The sequence below is a fragment of the Enterobacter sp. BNK-29 genome, assembly GCF_048684785.1.
GTDB lineage: Bacteria > Pseudomonadota > Gammaproteobacteria > Enterobacterales > Enterobacteriaceae > Enterobacter > Enterobacter cloacae_M.
Genome location: NZ_JBLQTU010000004.1, coordinates 79,679 through 98,292, shown reverse-complemented (window position 1 = coordinate 98,292; position 18,614 = coordinate 79,679). Strand labels below are relative to the sequence as shown.

Here is an 18,614-nt window from a genome sequence, read left to right as displayed (position 1 = left end):
GATCAGTTGAGGGCGCTGGTGGCGGTCATGGCAACGGTTTTCGCGTTAACCGGCATCCCCGGCATAAACACTTTTTGTAAACCCTCGACGATGACTTTATCGCCAGGGTTCAGCCCCTGCCGCACGATGCGTAAACCGTCTGCCAGACGGCCCGGCGTGATGTCGCGGCGCTGCGCTTTCCCCTCTTTATCGACGATATAAACGTACTTACGATCCTGATCGGTCAGCACCGCTTTGTCGTCGATAAGCGTGGCTTTGAACTCCGCGCTGCCCGGCAGGCGTACGCGGGCAAAAAGTCCCGGCGTGAACTGACGCTGCGCGTTATCCAGCAGCGCGCGCATACGGATGGTGCCGGTACTCGGCGTCAGCTGGTTATCCAGGAAATCCACTTTGCCCTGGTGGGGATATCCCTCCTCGCCCGTCAGGCCAATCTCAACCGGAAGCGCCGTATGATTGCTGGACGCCCCCTGCCCGCTGCGGGCAAGATTCTGGTAGTGAAGATAGGTCGACTCATCCACGTCAAAGTAGACGTAAACCGTTTTCTGCGAGACCAGCGTCGTAAGAACGCTGGCGGTGTCGCCCGCGGTCACCAGGTTGCCGCTGGTGATCAGCGCCCGGCTGGCGCGACCGTCGATAGGCGCGGTGACTTTGGTGAAGTCCAGGTTGAGCTGCGCCGCGTCCACTGCCGCCTGCGCGGCGCGAATATCGGCCTGGGCCTGAGTGGCGGCCGAACGACGCTGCTCCCACTCTTCCCGGGAGACAACGTTGGTATTGACCAGCTTATCGGTACGGTTAGCCTCGCTTTGCGCCAGGCTGGCCTGGGTTTTAGCTCTCGCCAGGTTCGCCTGCGCCTGTTCCAGCGCCGCGCGATAGGTTCGATCATCAATCGTGAACAGCACCTCGCCCTTCTTCACTTCCTGGCCGTCGGTGTAATTCACTTTATCAATGTAGCCGGAAACGCGCGGACGTAGCTGAACGCTCTCTACCGCCTCAATCCGACCGTTAAAGCTATCCCACTGGCTAATGGATTTCACCACCACGTCAGCAGCGCTGACGGCGGGCGCAGGCGGCGCGGCGTTTTGCGCGACGCTGTTGTCGCATCCGACGAGCAGCACGGAGAGCAACATGACCCCCAGCGCGTTCAGATGAAAGTTACCCCAGGTTTTTTGCAGGCTCATTATTTTTATTCCGGTAATTGTCGCCGCCGGGCAAGACGCAGCAGGAGGCACTGCGCCACTTCCTTTGTCCGGTGGCTGTCTCAAGGCCATTTGTGTCGTTCATCGCCACAAAACTGTAACAGTTGCGAATACACTATCGCGGCGATTGTAGGAAGGCGCTTAACTAAGTGCAAGAATAATTGTTGCACTTTATGTGCTATTTGAGCGGATGTGAAAAGACCCGTTTCGGTCAGGGATTTAAATGCAACAATAAAACTTGCAATTAATACAAAAACGCGCCACCTTTTAATGCAACAGACAAAGATACTTTTTGACAGGCAGCTTGGGAGTAACCAGATGAACACTGGCGCATTTATGCATGATTTACTCGACTGGATCGACAACAACCTGGATAGCCGTCTGGACATTGAGTCCGTCGCCAGGCGGTCCGGTTACTCAAAATGGCACCTCCAGCGGCTGTTCAAAGAGCATACCGGCTATCCCCTCGCCGGGTATATTCGCGCGCAAAAGCTGCAAAAATCGGTTGAGCGCTTAACCCGCAGCGATGAGCCTATTCTGAACGTGGCGATCGCGCTGGGCTTCGACTCCCAGCAGTCCTTCAACCGCAGCTTTAAGCGCCAGTATGGTCAGGCGCCTGGGGCGTGGCGGCGGAGTATGGCTGGCCCGGAAACTCAGCAGCTACGCTAGCAATGAAATTGTCACGGATGACATCCTCCCTGCTTGCGTCCCAGGCGATTCCCACCTTCCAGCTGATTGATTCGCCCGTGAGCGGAATAATCGCCAGCTCAGGCGGCGCGATATGCGTCACGCTGGTGGGCAAAATAGCCACACCGATACCCGCAACCACCATCGCGACGATAGTTTGGATATCATCAGTCAGCTGAGTCGATGAGATGAAAAGACCGTTGTCATGCAGGAAGCGGTCAATCTGCGCGTTTAAACCTCGTCCTCGCTCATCATAAAGCCGCAACAGAGGGCGTTTCGTGAGCCACTCTGCGGCAGACAGTGTCGGCGACGCGGCGGGCGCAACCAGGACCAGCCGGTCAGTAAATAGCGGCAGGTATTCAAGCGCTACGGGGGGAGGAACCCTGACAAAACCGACCTGTAGCTCATCATTTTGTAAACGCTCGTACTGCAGGAAGGAAGGCAGATCCGTCAGTGACATTTCTACTTCCGGATAGTCCCGACGAAAGTCAGCGATACAGCGTGGCGCCAGATAAAAGCTTGAGAGTCCGAACCCGACGGAAATATGCCCTTCAACCCCTTTCGATACCCGCTCAGCATGCTGCAGAAATTGCCGGGTCTGCCTGACCACTTTTTCTGCCTCTGGCAGCAAACGCCTGCCGCTGGCCGTCAGCATTGCGCCGTGACGACCTCGTGAAAAAAGAGACATATTCACCAGGGATTCGAGGTGATTAATCTGTTTGGTCAATGCCGGCTGCGAGATAAACAGCGCCCGCGCCGCATCGGCATAATTACCTTTTTCCGCCAGCATCAAAAACGCCTTTAGCAGCCGGGTGTTCATTTTCGCATTCCAGATGGTTATCAAATTAAGAAATGTTTTGATTATACAGTTATCGGTAATCGTTATGTAATTCAGTCTCGATGACAACCGGAGACGCATCATGAACGAACTGACATCCTTAAAGGCGGCAACCGTACAGTTTCAGCATCAGGCCAGTAACAAAAAATACAACCTACTGATAATGGAGAAATTTATTGAACAGGCGGCGCTTGAGCAGGTGAACATTCTCACTTTCCCTGAAATGTGCATCACCGGCTACTGGCATGTCCCTAAGCTCAACGCAGCGGAAGTGTCTGCGCTGGCAGAGCCGATTGCTGACAGCCCTTCCCTGACGCTCATTCGTTCCCTGGCGATAAAACATCATATGCTTATTGGCGCCGGGCTTATTGAACGCGCCGACGATGGTCGCCTCTACAATGCGTACGTTGCCTGTATGCCGGATGGCTCAATGCACACGCATCGTAAGCTCCATGCTTTTGAACATCCGGCCATCAGCAGCGGGGATAGCTTTACCGTTTTTGATACGCCGTGGGGCGTAAAGGTCGGGATCCTGATTTGCTGGGACAATAATTTGGTCGAAAATGTGCGCGCGACGGCGCTGCTGGGTGCCGATATTCTTCTCGCGCCGCATCAAACAGGCGGTACCGATTCCCGCAGCCCTCACGGGATGAAGCCTGTTCCGCTGGCGCTCTGGGAAGAGCGGGAAACGCGCAGGGAAGAAATTACGGCCGCATTCAAAGGACCAAGCGGCCGGGAATGGCTCATGCGCTGGCTGCCAGCCCGCGCGCATGACAATGGAGTATTTCTTCTCTTCAGCAACGGTGTCGGTGCGGATGACGACGAGGTGCGCACGGGCAATGCCATGATCCTCGACCCGTATGGAAGGATCGTGAATGAAACCTGGGCGGCAGAAGATGCGATGGTGAGCGCTGAGCTGGATTTGAGCCTGCTTGCTATGAGCACCGGACGCCGCTGGAACCACGGTCGTCGTCCTGATTTATACCAGATACTGACGCAGCCGCAGGGGTATGAACGTGATGCGATCAGCGCACGATTTTCGAATGTCGCCCCTTCTCGCTAGAAATGTGCTCACTTTTTAGCTGCAAGATAAACCGGGAACAGCTATACTGTACATAATTACAGTATGAGGTGCGCATAATGGCTGTTGAAACAAAATTTGTTGTCGTTAGAAAAGGTGAAGAGAAAATGACATTTGCCAGTAAGAAAGAGGCTGACGCTCACGACAAGCTGCTCGATATGGCAGACGCGTTCACCGACTGGCTGTTGCAAAGCGGAATGCAGATGGATGAAACGCAGGCTGAAAATCTTGGCCTGTATCTCGCCGAGCAGAAAGAAACAGTGCAGCATATTCTGCGTACCAGCAAGCTTCCCGATCTCAATGCTCCAGCTGCAACGGATAAAACAGAATCCGATGCGGCTGACACGAAAAAAATCAGGGCTGTGAAAGCGGCCTGATTGTCAGAAAATCATCACGATCCGAAAGCCGTAAGCAGATAACCGCTTACGGCTTTTTTAGCTGTCAGCAGGGATCCACAGCTGATTGATATTAACGATTTTATTGACCCGTAACGGTTGTTTGAGTATTCGTTCGTCCCGCATGCCTGACTCGAATGCTGCGCTGTAGGTTATAAACCACGCCATTTAATTAGCAGTTCCTGTATGTGTTCTTCCAGCCTGTGCCAATCGGTAAGTACAGCATGTAGGATTGGCGCAGCGGACAGGGTGCCAGCTTTAAACATCTCGCTTTCCCGGGTACATAATAATAGATGCCATAATGCTCCCTGTAATCATAGACACCATTTATTCTATTCAGAACGGTATTTTTTCTTTTTATTTTCTTTTTATTAAAGAAAAATCAACATCACTTTCAAGTTAGAGTTCAATCCTGTTACCAGGACAAAATATGAGTAATAACGTCTAAAAATCTCTATTCTGTCTGCGGATACATCAGGCTGGTTCATTCATGAACGCGGCTTTACAATAATAGCGCATAATTAAAAACGTTAACTCTGATGTAACAACCAGCACACAATCCTTTTAAGGACATACAAAAAAAGACTTTTCTTAACTTCACCAGTATCATATTTTAATATCCGCAAGAAACTCCGGATATTAATTTCACGGGGTTTATTCCAACTATTTGTTGTGGGATCAGGATTGAAAGTCACATTACGTAGATTAACTAGCTGCGATGCAATTGCCCTTAGCTGTAATATCTGTGAAATTGTTAATATTAACGACATCCGTTTTTTATATGAAGCGGCTAAAAAAGAATTATCATTAAGCGTGCGCAACCCGGAGGCTAAAGAGAACCTAATGCGCCTTATTATTGCAGGCACACATTCCCAGTATAAAGAGTCGATGCACAGGCTTCGCGTCAAGGCGATCCCGTTTGCGCCTCGGGAAAATAATACCCAACAGATTGCCGTCTCCACCAGTATCAAACTTATCAATCGTTCTGACGCGCTTAAAGATGCCGACTCAGAAAAACAGAGTGATAAGCTCAACTGGCATGTTACTGGAGAGCGGCTTGAAGGATCTTCTGATGAGGCCTACAGCGACGGAAAAACGGGGGTAATCGATACTGCCTCAGCCGTTGGCAGGCCGACGTTTCAGATGCATACACGCGCTTTGAGTATGGCTGATGGCGCCACACCCCGTAAAATCGGCCCTGTTATTACCATGTCATTGGCTTACCACTAAGGTAAGGCTCCGTACGTAAAACCGCTATTGGAAGGCGGTTTCATATTTGTTTCTTCCTCCCGAGGATGTCCAGATGAAGCTAGTCCTCCCAACCCAATATTCTGTTTAGAGCCTTATAAACCTCCAGAACGATTGTTCCGATACGTTCTGATTCGGAATTTTTATCATCTTTTTCAAAAAGTCTTCTATCATACATTAAGAATTATTATTTTTTGGTAACCAAAAGTATGAAACCTGAAACACATTTTAATGCACTGATCAAGGCAGTCTCTGACAGCAAGCGGATCCAGAGTGCTAAGCCACGTCAGCTCATTACGCTGGAGAAGCAAACTGAGCCAGTAACGTTTATCCTGCATGAGGGAGTCGTTGCGATATACAGAAGCAGCGATCGGCTTCTAATCAAATATATCAGAGCCCCGATGATTACGGGTATGAACGAATTAATTGACACCAACGACGGCATTTTTATAAAAGCCTACAAAAGCGTTAGCTATGAGATCCTACCTACAAAAGAGATGCTTGATATCATCAGTACGCAGGGTTTATGGAAAGATGCCTCATACTGTTATATGTATGCCGTCCGTCAATTGCTCCTCGCCCACTATTCATCCGTCGGGCTCTCAACCTATGAGCTGATACGACTGAATTTGATTTCCCTGATGAATGAAGATGAAGCGCTCAGCGATCATGTCAACGTCAGTGATTATATTCTGGAAAAAACCCGACTTTCACGAAGTCGTGTTATGAAAATACTGGGCGATTTACGTATCGGTGGTTATATAGAGATCGAGCGAGGTATCCTTAAAAAAATTAATAAATTGCCTGAAAAATATTAAACGCATTAACTGGTCATTAACGTAGGATCGTTATATCAGACTGCGAATACCAGGCGATAAATGACCTGACGGAAGAACAGCTGCCGCATCATTGCGGCGGCTGAAGCTTCTGTATCGCTTTGCGCAGTTCCAGATCATTTTTTACTCCCAGCTTTACCATAATCTTTCGTTTGTGGGTACTGATCGTTTTCTGACTTCGAAACATTTCGCGTGATAATTCAATCCCGGTTTTACCGCTTTTCAGGCCACTAAGTACTTTTCTTTCTGCATCGGTAAAAAACATACTGTCGGCTATATTATTCTTTTGCTCCTTGAGTCGCAGGAAGTGAGCACTGATATAACGTTGACTTTTCATACTGTGTTTTATCAGCTCACGCAGTTCCAGCAAACGTTCATCCACACAAAGCAGCGAACACCGGTATGACTTCATTAGCTGAAGCGCGAGCTTCTCCTGACACGCAGAAAGCATAACCAGCGAAGTTCCTTCACCTGGCCGGCAGAGACCTTCGTACTCCGCGGCGGTGATATCAGTAAGTGCGTCATATGCGGTGAAATCAAGCAAAGTAAGACGTGCATTATCATGCCGTATAATTTCATAATTCCATTCTGGATTTTGCTCACGAAAAGCCTTTAAGCTGCATAGAAACCCATTCAGTAGAGTCGGATGAACCACGCGAGAATAAATAGTAAAAGTAAACATAGTCCTCCAGATGTTCAGACTGAACAGATCTGATCCAAGCGGTTAAGCAGATCCAGCCAACTGGCTGACTTTTGTAGCCCCAGACGCAACCGAATGTTTTGTTTATGGGTGAAGACCGTTTTATATCCCATATGGCGCAGACTGGCTATTTCATAGGCATTCAGACCTCGGGCGCAGTCGATAAGAATATTTAGCTCTGAGTGTGTGAGCCTGTTTTTTTTATTCATGTTATTTATTAGCGCGGGGCGTAAAGGCAAATATCCCGATCTAAAACTGGTGGATTTCATGCGCTGAGCGAGTTCCTCTTCTAAGTAATTCTCGCAGAGCAGCGTCTGTACACCAAGCTCGTACATCAGTCTGGTAAGAAGAACATCCCGTTTTGCGACCCAGACGATAATTTCTTTTCCCAGCATTATTAGGTGTTGAATTAGCCGTAATAGCGCATATATTTCTTCACCGGCGCCACTGAGGCCTGCAGCGAATAGAGACGTTTGATCGGTAAAGGGGGTTACTTCCTCTATCAGAGCATCTGGTTCAATCACCAGCAGGGAACCGTTGGCGACCTGGATGCTGTTTTTTGCCACATTTCGAAATAGAGGTCGAGGCTCGTAAAGTATTATTTCTGTTATTTTTGGCTGAGGCATCGTATCAATTATAAATATAAATGAATATAGATAATATTAGAGAAAAAGGCTGTAATGTAGGAGTTGTTTTGTGTCCAATAAAGGATGTCAATTGCAGAAAGTTATTTTCCAGGGATTTCCTGCGCTTAATTTGCATTTTGCGAGGCGTATTCCAGAAAGACAACGCCGCCCTAAATTTTCAGCGTATCAATCACCGCTCTAAGCGCAGGCGACACGTTACGGTGCGGATAATAGAGATACAGTCCGTCCATGCGCAGGCTAAAGCGCTGCAACACCCGGATAAGCGTTCCGCGTTCCAGATCGTCAGCCACCAGCTCCACTGGAACATAGGCCACCCCAAGCCCCAGCCTGGCGGCTTCGGCTTCCATATAGCTGTCAGACAGCGCCCATTGCCCCTCTGGCCTATGGGTGATTTTTTTCCCGTCCTGCACCAGCTCCCACTGATAGTCACTACCGTCGGCAAACTGGTAGGCAATGCAGGGGTGCGTCACTAAATCCGCAGGTGTCTGCGGAAAACCGTAGCGTCTGAAGTGTTCCGGGGCAGCCACAGCGGCCATTTCCATATCAGGCGTGATACGCACTGCAATCATTCCCTGCCCCACTTCCGGCCCGAGTCTGACACCCGCATCGAACCGCTCGGCGATAATGTCGACGAAGCGGCTTTCATTCATCAGTTCCAGCCTGATGTCCGGGTAACGCTGTTTAAAAATGGCGAGCTTTGGCAGCAGACATTTGTCGATAGCGTGCTGGCTGGCATTAATACGTACCGTGCCGGACGGCGTCTGACGATAGTGTGCCAGGGTCGCCAGGCCCGTATCGAGCGTATCGAACGCGGACTCGGCTGTCTGATAAAGCTGTTCCCCCGCGTGGGTTAGCGACAGCTTACGCGTGGTGCGGACCAAAAGCTGAACGCCCAACCGCTCTTCCAGCTCGCGAACCGAGCGGCTGATCCCGGATTGCGCCAGCCCAAGCCGCTGCGCAGCCGCCGTGAAGCTCCCCTCCCGTACCACCTGCATGAACAGGTAAAGCTCATTATAGTTTTCCCGTTTCGCCATCATGCTCACCAATCTATAACAATATGATATGAATCCTAGCAGCTTTCGGCCTCTAATCAGCACTATTTCTGCTAACTATAATGACCGCAACACAACAACCCAGGGTCCATATTCATGAAAACATTCGCCCAAAAACTGTCTGTTGCGATGCTGCTATGTGCATCATTAAGTGGAGTGACAACAATGAGCTATGCAGAAACCACCAACCCAAACGCGCCTGTTTCGATGGTGAGCACATGGGATAAAACCTTCGCCGAAAGTGACAAAGTCGATCACCGCAAGGTGTCCTTCCAGAACCGGTACGGGATCACCCTGGTGGGCGATCTGTATCTTCCTAAAAACCACGGCGACCGCAAGCTGGCGGCGATTGCGGTCAGCGGGCCGTTTGGCGCGGTCAAAGAGCAGTCCAGCGGTCTGTATGCGCAGACCCTGGCGGAAAATGGGTTTGTGACCCTGGCGTTCGATCCGTCCTATACGGGCGAAAGCGGCGGCCAGCCGCGCAACGTCGCCTCTCCGGATATCAACACTGAAGACTTTAGCGCGGCGGTGGATTTCCTGGGATTGCAGAAAGAGGTTGATCGTAACCGCATTGGTATTCTCGGCATCTGCGGCTGGGGCGGTATGGCGCTGAATGCGGCCTCCATGGACACCCGCGTGAAAGCGGTCGCCACCAGCGTGATGTACGACATGAGCCGGGCGATGGGTCACGGCGTGGGCGACGGGAAAGATCGCTACTCAACGTCTGACCGCCGTGCCGTTCTGCAGTATCTGAACGAACAGCGCTGGAAAGATGCTGAGAACGGAACCTTCGCGCACGGCGGCCATGACATTTATGTCGATGAGAACGGCAAGGTGACGGCGGCTGAACGTATTCTGCCAGAGGCATTACCAGCAGACCCGCACCCGGTGCTGAAAGAGTTCTATGAGTACTACCGCATGCCGCGCGGCTTCCACGCGCGCTCCGTCAACTCCACCGGCGCGTGGACCGCAACCACGCCGTTATCCTTTATGAATATGCCGCTGCTGAGCTACGCCGGGGAAATTACTATCCCGACGCTTATCGTAACCGGCGAAAAGGCACACTCCCGCTACTTTGCTGAAGATGCGTTTAAAGCGGTCGGCAGCAAGCAGAAGCAACTGGTGATTGTCCCGGGCGCAAACCATGTCGATCTCTACGACAACGTTGCCGGGAAAATCCCGTTCGTCCAGTTTGAACAGTTCTTCAAAACCAGCCTGAAATAAACCTCTCCGCCGCCCGTTTTCGCGGGCGGCGCTTTGTGAAAGATGACTATGTCCACTCTGAATCCTGCCTCCTCACAGAATGAGGAACGCGCGCACTGGGGCGGTATTTTTGCCATGACCCTGTGCGTATTTGTCCTGATTGCCTCGGAATTTATGCCCGTCAGCCTGCTCACGCCCCTTGCCAGAGATTTGGGCGTTACGGAGGGGCTCGCTGGCCAGGGGATCGCGATTTCCGGCGCGCTGGCGGTTCTGACCAGCCTCTTCCTTTCCCGGCTTGCCGGGAATATGAACCGCAAACACCTTCTGCTGGGCATGACGCTCCTGATGGCGCTCTCGGGGATGATTATCGCTTTCGCCCCAAGTTATCTGGTTTATATGACAGGCCGCGCGCTGATCGGTATCGCCATCGGCGGGTTCTGGTCCATGTCTGCCGCCACGGCCATTCGCCTTGTTCCACAGCATCAGGTATCTCGCGCGCTGGCGATATTCAACGGGGGGAACGCGCTGGCGACGGTAGTCGCCGCCCCGCTCGGAAGCTATCTCGGCGCCACCATTGGCTGGCGCGGCGCCTTCCTGTGCCTGGTTCCCGTGGCGATAGTGGCGTTCCTCTGGCAACGTTTTAGCCTGCCCGATATGAACGACAATAAAAATACGGCGTCACGCGCATCCGCCTTTCGGCTATTCCGCCAGCCGGTGGTTTCCATCGGTCTGCTGGCCTGTGGCCTGTTCTTTATGGGACAGTTTGCGCTGTTTACCTACGTGCGGCCGTTTCTCGAAACCGTCACATGCGTCACCCCCTCCGGCTTATCGCTGATTTTACTCACCATCGGCGTCGCGGGCTTTGTTGGCACACTGCTCGTTGCTCTGGCCCTGAACGCCGCGTTTTACCTGACGTTAATCGCCATTCCCCTGCTGATGGCCGTTATTGCAGGCGTGTTGATACTGACCGGCCACAGCGTGTGGATCGTTGCCCTGCTGTTAGGCTTCTGGGGGATGCTGGCAACGGCGGCGCCAACGGGATGGTGGACATGGATTGCACGAACGCTGCCGGAAGATGCTGAAGCCGGCGGCGGATTAATGGTCGCCGTAATCCAGCTTTCAATTGCGCTGGGTTCAACGGCCGGTGGCATAGTATTCGACCATAGCGGCTGGCAGAGCACGTTTGCAATGAGCGGCATATTGCTCCTGGGCGCGGTTGTGTTGACGCTTCTGCTTTCGCGTCTTCACAAATCACTCGCAGGATAATTTGTTGACGCTTTTCTCAACCGCTGGTGTATTGTTTTTAAACGATTCATCACTCTGAAGAGAAGCGGCGACATGATTAACATCCTCGGCAAAACCACCTCCATCAACGTGCGGAAAGTGCTCTGGACCTGCGAAGAGGCGGGCCTTGCGTATCAACAGGAAGATTACGGCAGCGGTTTTGCGTCAACGGAAACGGATGCCTTCCGCGCGCTGAACCCCAACGCCATGGTGCCGGTGCTGATCGATGACGATTTCGTGCTGTGGGAGTCCAACGCCATCTGCCGTTACCTGGCGCGCAAGGCCGGGCGTCACGACCTGCTGCCCGCAGAACCCCAAGCCTGCGCCAACGTCGAGCGCTGGATGGACTGGCAGGCAACCGAATTTAACAACGCCTGGCGCTATGCCTTCCCGGCGCTGGGGCGTAAAAACCCGGACTTTAACGACCCTGAACGCATTGCGGCGGGAATAAAAGAGTGGAACCACTGCATCACCATTCTGGAAAACCAGCTGCTTCGCACCGGCGCCTTTGCGGCAGGCGAGACGTTTACCCTTGCGGACGTGGTGCTTGGGCTGTCGGTGAATCGCTGGAAGATGACGCCGTTTGATAAGCCCGACGTGCCGGCGATTGAGGCCTGGTTTGAACGTCTTAACCAGCGCCCGGCGTTTTTGCGTCACGGCAATAACGGCATGATGTGAAGTATTCACGCCCCATGTTGAGCAAGGATATTTTATTTAATTACTTAACCCTGAAAGTCGCCAGAGGGAATAATAATTAAGCCATATCCTGGACAGCCCGTTGCACCGCTTTGCTAGCCTGACTATTCAGGCAAAGCTCAACCTGGAGGTATTCTTGCTGATTAGACTCAAGAAAGAACGAACGCATAAGGAGGATCGCCGGCTTGCTCTCTGGCTGGCGACCTCGGCAGGTTTGCTGAATGCCATCGCCCTCGGGGCATTTGGTTTTTTCCCCTCACACATGACCGGCAACACCTCACAGTTATCCAGCGAAGTCTCCTCCACCGATCTCAGCGATATCATTTTCTTCGGCTCGATTATTCTCTCCTTTGTCGCAGGCGCCATTATTGCGCGCACGATCGTGATATGGGGCATTATCCATAACGTCAGGCTGATTTTTTGCCAGATCCTGTTTGTCGAGGGAATATTGCTGACCGGCGTCTCCTTCTATGAGATGTATTTTCACGCCCTCACCAGCAACCGCGTGATTATTCTTTTTCTGTGCGGACTAATGGGTATTCATAACTCCACCTCCACGCAGCTTTCCGGCGGACGGGTGAGATCGACGCACATTACCGGCACGCTGACGGACGCGGGGATATCCCTGGCCTCCGTACTGGTGGCGATGCTGCGCAGGGATTACTCCAAAGATACGGCGGCGCAAAAAAGTCAGCTTAAAACCCACTTAACCACCCTTTTCTCCTTCATTACGGGCGGTATCGCGGGGCTGCTGCTGTTCAGATGGATCGGGTTTAACGCCATGCTGGCGCTCGGGTTGATGCTCGCCGTGGTCGCTATCGTTTCAATTATCACCGTCTCGACGCGGGTTCGACGGGTTCGTGCCTCTCTCTGAAGTGAATGTCCGATATTCGGCGTATGAGCCCTTTAGATGTGACACTGTCACATATAAAAATTCGCTTTAAGACTATTCTGCCTTCCCCTCAATCAGCCCTTACGCCATAAGGCTTAAACCGAGGTTGTCCCTGTTTTCATAGGGTTACTGATTTTCCCCCTTCGCTGGAACCCTTCCCAAACGCTTGCTATAGGTGAAATACCCCTGCCGAAACATGGCATAACAACAGGCAACCGGTGGTTGCTATAACGCATGCGCACAGGGAGACACACCGCAATGCACCCATTACTCAAACGTTCGCTGCTGTTTGTCGGCGCCATTATCGTGGTCCTCGCCCTCCTCGTCTGGGGTATCGGGATGGAGACAATTAAGGCGCGCCAGGTTGACCTGGTTTATCTCGGGCAACAGCACATGATTCTGGTTTTCTCATCGATGTTTTTTGCCCTGCTGGTGGGTATTCCAGCCGGTATTCTGCTGAGCCGCCCGGCCGCGCGGGGTATCGCCGAATATGTGATGCAAATCTTCAACGTCGGCAACACGCTCCCACCGCTGGCCGTTCTGGCGCTGGCGATGGTGGTGATTGGCATCGGCGATACGCCCGCCATCATCGCCCTGTTCCTCGCCTCGCTGCTGCCGATCGTGCGTAACACCTACGCCGGGCTGTGCTCGGTCCCGCCGTCACTGCTGGAAGCGGCAAACGGCATCGGGATGACCAAATGGCAGCGTCTGCGTCAGGTTGAGCTGCCAGCCGCCTGCCCGGTCATGCTCTCGGGGATCCGCATCGCCACCGCCATTAACGTCGGTACCGCACCGCTGGCGTTCCTGATTGGCGCCAGCAGCTACGGCGAGCTGATTTTCCCCGGTATCTACCTGAACGATTTCCCGACCCTGATCCTCGGCGCGGCGGCCACCGCCCTGTTCGCCCTGATCCTCGATACCCTGCTGGCGGCGCTGGGTCGCGCGATGAGTCCCCATCTCGCTCGATAACAATAACAAGGAGCTTTTATGAGACTGTTCTCCGGCCTGACGGCGCTGTGTGCCGCGGCGCTGTTCACCAGCCAGGCGATGGCGGCCCCGCTGATTCTGGCGACCAAGAGCTTTACCGAGCAGCATATACTCTCGGCGATGACCGTGCAGTACCTGCAGAAAAAAGGTTTCCAGGTCCAGCCGCAAACCAACATTGCCACGGTGATCTCCCGCAACGCGATGATCAACAAGCAGATTGATATGACCTGGGAGTACACCGGCACGTCGCTGATCATCTTTAACCACATCAACAAGCGCATGTCGCCGCAGGAGTCTTATGAGACGGTGAAACGCCTGGACGCGAAGCACGGTCTGGTGTGGCTCAAGCCCGCCGACATGAACAACACCTACGCTTTCGCCATGCAGCGCAAGCGCGCCGAGGCGGAACACATCAACACCATGTCGGAGATGGTGGCGAAGATTGAGCAGATCCGTAAAACCAACCCGGACAAAAACTGGCTGCTTGGCCTGGACCTGGAATTTGCCGGACGCAGCGACGGCATGAAGCCGCTTCAGGCGGCCTACAGGATGGATCTGGACCGCCCGCAAATCCGACAGATGGACCCCGGTCTGGTCTATAACGCGGTGCGCGACGGCTTCGTTGACGCCGGTCTGATTTACACCACCGACGGGCGCGTGAAAGGCTTCGACCTCAAGGTGCTGGAAGATGATAAAGGCTTCTTCCCGAGCTACGCGGTGACGCCGGTGGTGCGTAAGGACACGCTGGAGGCCAACCCCGGCCTGGAAGAGGCGCTCAACACCCTCTCAGCGCAGCTCAACAACGACGTTATCACCGAGCTGAACAAGAAGGTGGATATCGACCATCAGTCACCGCAGCAGGTCGCCCGCGATTTCCTGCGTAGCAAACAGCTGCTGTAGGAGGCGCTATGGAGACGATTCACTACATTCTGGACAACCGGGATTACCTCTTAACCCTCACCCTTCAGCACCTGTGGCTGGTGGCGCTGGCCGTAGGTTTAGCCATCATCATCGGCGTACCGCTGGGCATTCTGATTGTCCGCTACAGGTGGCTGGCAACGCCGGTGCTGGGGATAGCCACCATCGTGCTGACCATTCCGTCCATCGCCCTGTTTGGGCTGATGATCCCGCTGTTTTCGCTGATCGGTCAGGGAATTGGCGCCCTGCCCGCGATTACGGCGGTGTTTCTCTACTCGCTGCTGCCGATTGTGCGTAACACCCATACAGCGCTCGACAGCCTGCCGCCGGGCCTGCGCGAAGCCGGACGCGGCATCGGCATGACCTTCTGGCAGCGGCTGCGCTGGGTCGAGATCCCGATGGCGCTGCCGGTGATTTTCGGCGGGATCCGCACCGCCGTGGTGATGAATATCGGCGTGATGGCGATTGCCGCCGTGATCGGCGCGGGTGGTCTGGGCCTGCTGCTGCTCAACGGCATCGGCGGAAGCGATATTCGCATGTTGATTGCGGGCGCGCTGATGATTTGTCTTTTAGCGATTGTGCTCGACTGGCTGCTGCATCGTCTGCAGGTGGTTCTGACTCCAAAGGGGATTCGATAATGATAAAACTGGAAAACCTCACCAAACAATTTTCACAGAAGCACGGCCAGACCTTTAAGGCCGTCGACAACGTTAACCTGACCGTACCCGAAGGGGAAATGTGCGTCCTGCTCGGCCCGTCCGGCTGCGGGAAGACCACCACCCTGAAGATGATTAACCGCCTCATTACCCCAAGCAGCGGGACAATCCTGATCAACGGCGAAGACACCAGCGGGATGGACACCGTCACCCTGCGCCGCAACATCGGCTACGTCATCCAGCAGATTGGCCTGTTCCCGAACATGACCATCGAAGAGAACATCACCGTCGTGCCGCGCATGCTGGGCTGGGATAAAGCGCGCTGTAAAACCCGCGCCGAAGAGCTGATGGATATGGTGGCGATGGATCCGCATAAGTTCCTCAACCGCTACCCGCGCGAGATGTCCGGGGGCCAGCAGCAGCGTATTGGCGTGATCCGCGCCCTGGCGGCGGATCCTCCGGTACTGCTGATGGATGAACCCTTTGGCGCGGTGGACCCGATCAACCGCGAGGTGATCCAGAACCAGTTCCTGGAGATGCAGCGCAAGCTGAAAAAAACCGTCATGCTGGTCAGCCACGATATCGACGAAGCCCTGAAGCTCGGCGACCGTATTGCGGTGTTCCGCCAGGGGAAAATCGTGCAGTGCGCCAGCCCGGACGAACTGCTGGCGAAACCGGCGAATGAGTTTGTCGGCTCGTTTGTCGGTCAGGACCGGACGCTGAAGCGCCTGCTGCTGGTATCGGCGGGCGACGTGACTGACCAGCAGCCGACCATTACGGTGCGAGGCTCTACTCCGCTTCCCGAAGCCTTTGCGACCATGGATGATAACGACATTCGTGCCGTTACGGTGGTCGACGAGCACGGTAAACCGCTGGGCTTTGTGAAGCGTCGCGAAGCGCGTAACGCGAGCGGTACCTGCGCCGACATCCTGCATCCGTTCCGCATGACCGGCAAAGCGGAAGACAACCTGCGCGTGGTGCTTTCACGTCTGTATGAGAGTAATACCAGCTGGATGCCGATCGTGGATGAGGACGGTCGTTACAACGGCGAGATTTCGCAGGACTATATTGCCGAGTACCTGAGCTCCGGACGCACGCGCCGGGCGCTGAATATTCATAGCGACAGCTAACCTTTCTGGCCGGGCATCGCCCGGCCTTTTCGCACGCAGACCTTTTGCTAACCCTGCGATTTCCCGCCACAATATCGTATCGTCCCCGTTCAATCGCGACCCATGCTACGTCTTCATACCTACCCTGACATCCGCGCGATGTTTCGCCGACTGCTGATTGCCACCGTCACCGGCGTGCTGGCCGCGCTCGCCGTTGCGGTATTCCGCCACAGCATGTACCTGCTGGAGTGGCTGCTTCTGAGCAACGACAGCGGCAGCCTGGTGAATGCCGCCGCGTCGCTCTCGCCCTGGCGGCGCGCATTGACGCCAGCGCTGGGCGGGCTGGCTGCCGGTCTGCTGCTCTGGGGATGGCAGCGTCTGACCGCGCAGCGGCCTCATGCCCCCACCGATTACATGGAAGCGCTGGAGACCGGAGACGGCCAGTTTGACTACGGCGCAAGCCTTGTGAAATCCCTTGCCTCGCTGCTGGTCGTGGCCAGCGGAAGCGCCATCGGGCGTGAAGGGGCGATGATCCTGCTTGCCGCCCTCGCCGCCTCCCTTTTCGCCCGGCGCTTTACGCCCAAATCCGAATGGAAATTATGGATAGCCTGCGGTGCCGCCGCCGGGATGGCCAGCGCCTATCACGCGCCCTTAGCCGGAAGCCTGTTCATCGCGGAAATTCTGTTTGGCACGCTGATGCTGGCCTCGCTCGGCCCCGTAGTGATTGCGGCGGTGATGGCGCTTCTCACGACGCAGCTCCTGGCACCGGGCGCGGGTACGCTCTACGCGGTCCATCTGAGCGGCCTCCTCACCGCGGCAGATTATGCTCTTCTCGTCGCGATGGGGCTGGTGGCGGGCCTTTGCGGACCGCTGCTGATGTGGCTGATGGACTTCAGCCACGGGCTTTTCCTGCGCCTCAAGCTTTCGCCGCCGTGGCAGCTGGCGCTGGGCGGTGCGATCGTCGGGCTGCTGTCTCTCCTGACGCCGAAGGTGTGGGGGAATGGCTACAGCGTGGTTCAGGCTTTTCTGCTCGCCCCACCGCTGCTGACGGTCATTGCCGGGGTGTTTGTCTGTAAACTGCTGGCGGTACTGGCGAGCAGCGGATCGGGCGCGCCCGGAGGGGTGTTTACACCTACGCTGTTTGTCGGGATGGCAACGGGGATGCTGTTTGCGCAGCTGTTCGCGCTGTGGCTACCGGGCTCTGAGACGGCGATTCTGCTGGGGCTGACGGGGATGGCAACGCTACTTGCCGCGACCACGCATGCGCCCATTATGTCGGCGTTGATGGTCTGTGAAATGACCGGGCAGTATTTTTTACTGCCCGGCCTGCTGGTCGCCTGCGTGGTGGCGTCCGTGCTGTCGCGGACGTTACGCCACGACTCGATCTACGGTCAACACGCCACCGAGGGCAGAGAGATCGATGTACTGCGCTAGCTCGCGCTGCTCGGCGCGGGGCAGATAAGGCAGTTCCCCCACCAGCGGTCCGGGCAGCTTTTTGCTCAGTACGTCGATGATCTCCGCGTAGTGCGCCAGGCCCGGGTTGATGCGGTTTGCTACCCAGCCAATCAGCGGCAGGCCGTCATTGGCGATCGCCTGGGCCGTCAGCAGCGCGTGGTTGATGCACCCTTCCTGGATACCCACCACCATCACCACCGGAAGCTGTTCCTGCACGACCCATTCGGACAGCGGGCGCAAATCATTCATCAGGCTGCGCCAGCCGCCCGTCCCTTCCACCACCACGTGGTCAACCTTCTCGCTCAGGTTCGCCAGACCGTCGGACAACAGGGGATAATTAATCAGGCCGCTGTGCGCTACGCTGCTCTCCTCTTCGCTTAACGCAATGGGATTGACCGCGTGATAAGGCAGTTCCAGTGACGAGACGCTTTGCAGCACCAGGGCGTCTTTATTACGCAATCCCTCTGGCGTCTCTTTACTGCCTTTTGCGACCGGTTTGTACCCTGCCACGCGTTTACCGCTTGCTGCCAGCGCCTGCAGCAATGCGCGGGATACGACGGTCTTGCCGACAGAGGTATCTGTACCAGTAACAAAGAAACGCTTAAGCATGACTCACTCCACCTCTTGGGTATGCTTCGAAAATATAAACCAGGTAAATAATTCAGTGGAGGAAGTCTACGGGATGCGTGCGCTACCCGGCTTGAGATAGCGCAATTTTTCTTACATCTGCGGAA

Annotated in this window: 20 protein-coding genes; 14 read left to right on the top strand and 6 right to left on the bottom strand. The window is 54.6% G+C overall.

Annotated features, from left to right (window positions below):
• Nucleotides 1-2: 2 nt before the first annotated feature.
• Nucleotides 3-1,178 (bottom strand): efflux RND transporter periplasmic adaptor subunit, encoded by a 1,176-nt coding sequence (locus ACMGGX_RS20115; protein WP_023335530.1) that lies wholly within the window; start codon nt 1,176-1,178, stop codon nt 3-5.
• A 336-nt stretch (nt 1,179-1,514) separates the two neighbouring features.
• Between ACMGGX_RS20115 and ACMGGX_RS20110 the strand changes: the two genes are divergently transcribed.
• Nucleotides 1,515-1,865, top strand: a complete 351-nt coding sequence (locus ACMGGX_RS20110; RefSeq protein WP_029739383.1) for a helix-turn-helix domain-containing protein — start codon at nt 1,515-1,517, stop codon at nt 1,863-1,865.
• On the opposite strand, the gene ACMGGX_RS20105 is transcribed toward ACMGGX_RS20110, so the two are convergent.
• Nucleotides 1,789-2,703 (bottom strand): LysR family transcriptional regulator, encoded by a 915-nt coding sequence (locus tag ACMGGX_RS20105; RefSeq protein WP_420298843.1) that lies wholly within the window; start codon nt 2,701-2,703, stop codon nt 1,789-1,791. The two genes, ACMGGX_RS20110 and ACMGGX_RS20105, sit on opposite strands and share 77 nt — an antisense overlap.
• Before the next feature lie 100 nt (nt 2,704-2,803).
• Between ACMGGX_RS20105 and ACMGGX_RS20100 the strand changes: the two genes are divergently transcribed.
• The 4 genes from ACMGGX_RS20100 (at nt 2,804) to ACMGGX_RS20085 (ending at nt 6,263) form a co-directional block, all read left to right on the top strand.
• Nucleotides 2,804-3,784 carry a nitrilase family protein gene (locus tag ACMGGX_RS20100; RefSeq protein ID WP_420298842.1) on the top strand — a complete coding sequence of 327 codons (981 nt, stop codon included), beginning with the start codon at nt 2,804-2,806 and terminating at the stop codon, nt 3,782-3,784.
• A 77-nt stretch (nt 3,785-3,861) separates the two neighbouring features.
• Nucleotides 3,862-4,179: a YebG family protein gene (locus ACMGGX_RS20095; RefSeq protein ID WP_032657529.1), complete on the top strand. Its 318-nt coding sequence runs from the start codon at nt 3,862-3,864 to the stop codon at nt 4,177-4,179.
• Between the two features lie 702 nt (nt 4,180-4,881).
• On the top strand, nt 4,882-5,427 hold the full coding sequence (locus ACMGGX_RS20090) for a fimbria/pilus periplasmic chaperone (protein ID WP_420298841.1): 546 nt from the start codon (nt 4,882-4,884) through the stop codon (nt 5,425-5,427).
• 227 nt (nt 5,428-5,654) lie between these two features.
• Nucleotides 5,655-6,263 (top strand): helix-turn-helix domain-containing protein, encoded by a 609-nt coding sequence (locus ACMGGX_RS20085; protein ID WP_420298840.1) that lies wholly within the window; start codon nt 5,655-5,657, stop codon nt 6,261-6,263.
• Between the two features lie 88 nt (nt 6,264-6,351).
• Here ACMGGX_RS20085 and ACMGGX_RS20080 read toward each other — a convergent pair whose 3' ends face one another.
• The 3 genes from ACMGGX_RS20080 to ACMGGX_RS20070 form a co-directional block, all read right to left on the bottom strand.
• The gene (locus ACMGGX_RS20080; protein ID WP_420298839.1) at nt 6,352-6,963 is read right to left on the bottom strand and encodes a LuxR C-terminal-related transcriptional regulator; all 612 of its coding nucleotides are present in this window, start codon (nt 6,961-6,963) and stop codon (nt 6,352-6,354) included.
• Between the two features lie 14 nt (nt 6,964-6,977).
• Nucleotides 6,978-7,607 (bottom strand): hypothetical protein, encoded by a 630-nt coding sequence (locus ACMGGX_RS20075; protein ID WP_348585484.1) that lies wholly within the window; start codon nt 7,605-7,607, stop codon nt 6,978-6,980.
• A 170-nt stretch (nt 7,608-7,777) separates the two neighbouring features.
• Nucleotides 7,778-8,662 (bottom strand): LysR family transcriptional regulator, encoded by an 885-nt coding sequence (locus ACMGGX_RS20070; protein ID WP_223537870.1) that lies wholly within the window; start codon nt 8,660-8,662, stop codon nt 7,778-7,780.
• 114 nt (nt 8,663-8,776) lie between these two features.
• On the opposite strand from ACMGGX_RS20070, the gene ACMGGX_RS20065 reads away from it, so the two are divergent.
• The 9 genes from ACMGGX_RS20065 (at nt 8,777) to clcB (ending at nt 17,859) form a co-directional block, all read left to right on the top strand.
• On the top strand, nt 8,777-9,904 hold the full coding sequence (locus tag ACMGGX_RS20065; protein WP_420298838.1) for an alpha/beta hydrolase: 1,128 nt from the start codon (nt 8,777-8,779) through the stop codon (nt 9,902-9,904).
• A 48-nt stretch (nt 9,905-9,952) separates the two neighbouring features.
• On the top strand, nt 9,953-11,149 hold the full coding sequence (locus ACMGGX_RS20060; RefSeq protein WP_420298837.1) for an MFS transporter: 1,197 nt from the start codon (nt 9,953-9,955) through the stop codon (nt 11,147-11,149).
• Between the two features lie 72 nt (nt 11,150-11,221).
• Entirely contained in the window at nt 11,222-11,845 is a 624-nt protein-coding gene (locus ACMGGX_RS20055; protein ID WP_420298836.1) for a glutathione S-transferase family protein, read from the top strand.
• 154 nt (nt 11,846-11,999) lie between these two features.
• Nucleotides 12,000-12,737 (top strand): YoaK family protein, encoded by a 738-nt coding sequence (locus ACMGGX_RS20050; protein ID WP_063440249.1) that lies wholly within the window; start codon nt 12,000-12,002, stop codon nt 12,735-12,737.
• Between the two features lie 276 nt (nt 12,738-13,013).
• Nucleotides 13,014-13,724, top strand: a complete 711-nt coding sequence (gene osmY / locus ACMGGX_RS20045) for an osmoprotectant ABC transporter permease OsmY (protein ID WP_420298835.1) — start codon at nt 13,014-13,016, stop codon at nt 13,722-13,724.
• A gap of 18 nt (nt 13,725-13,742) precedes the next feature.
• Entirely contained in the window at nt 13,743-14,642 is a 900-nt protein-coding gene (gene osmX / locus ACMGGX_RS20040; protein ID WP_223534192.1) for an osmoprotectant ABC transporter substrate-binding protein OsmX, read from the top strand.
• Between the two features lie 8 nt (nt 14,643-14,650).
• Nucleotides 14,651-15,298 (top strand): osmoprotectant ABC transporter permease OsmW, encoded by a 648-nt coding sequence (osmW, locus tag ACMGGX_RS20035; protein ID WP_348561029.1) that lies wholly within the window; start codon nt 14,651-14,653, stop codon nt 15,296-15,298.
• A complete protein-coding gene (gene osmV / locus ACMGGX_RS20030; RefSeq protein WP_126794196.1) occupies nt 15,298-16,446 on the top strand; it encodes an osmoprotectant ABC transporter ATP-binding protein OsmV in 1,149 nt (382 codons plus the stop codon). Before osmW ends, osmV begins: the two co-directional genes overlap by 1 nt.
• Nucleotides 16,447-16,548: 102 nt before the next feature.
• Nucleotides 16,549-17,859, top strand: coding sequence for a voltage-gated ClC-type chloride channel ClcB (clcB, locus tag ACMGGX_RS20025; RefSeq protein ID WP_420298834.1), 1,311 nt, complete (start codon nt 16,549-16,551; stop codon nt 17,857-17,859).
• On the opposite strand, the gene bioD is transcribed toward clcB, so the two are convergent.
• Nucleotides 17,794-18,489 (bottom strand): dethiobiotin synthase, encoded by a 696-nt coding sequence (gene bioD / locus ACMGGX_RS20020; protein WP_023311511.1) that lies wholly within the window; start codon nt 18,487-18,489, stop codon nt 17,794-17,796. The genes clcB and bioD overlap by 66 nt on opposite strands.
• Nucleotides 18,490-18,614 lie beyond the last annotated feature (125 nt).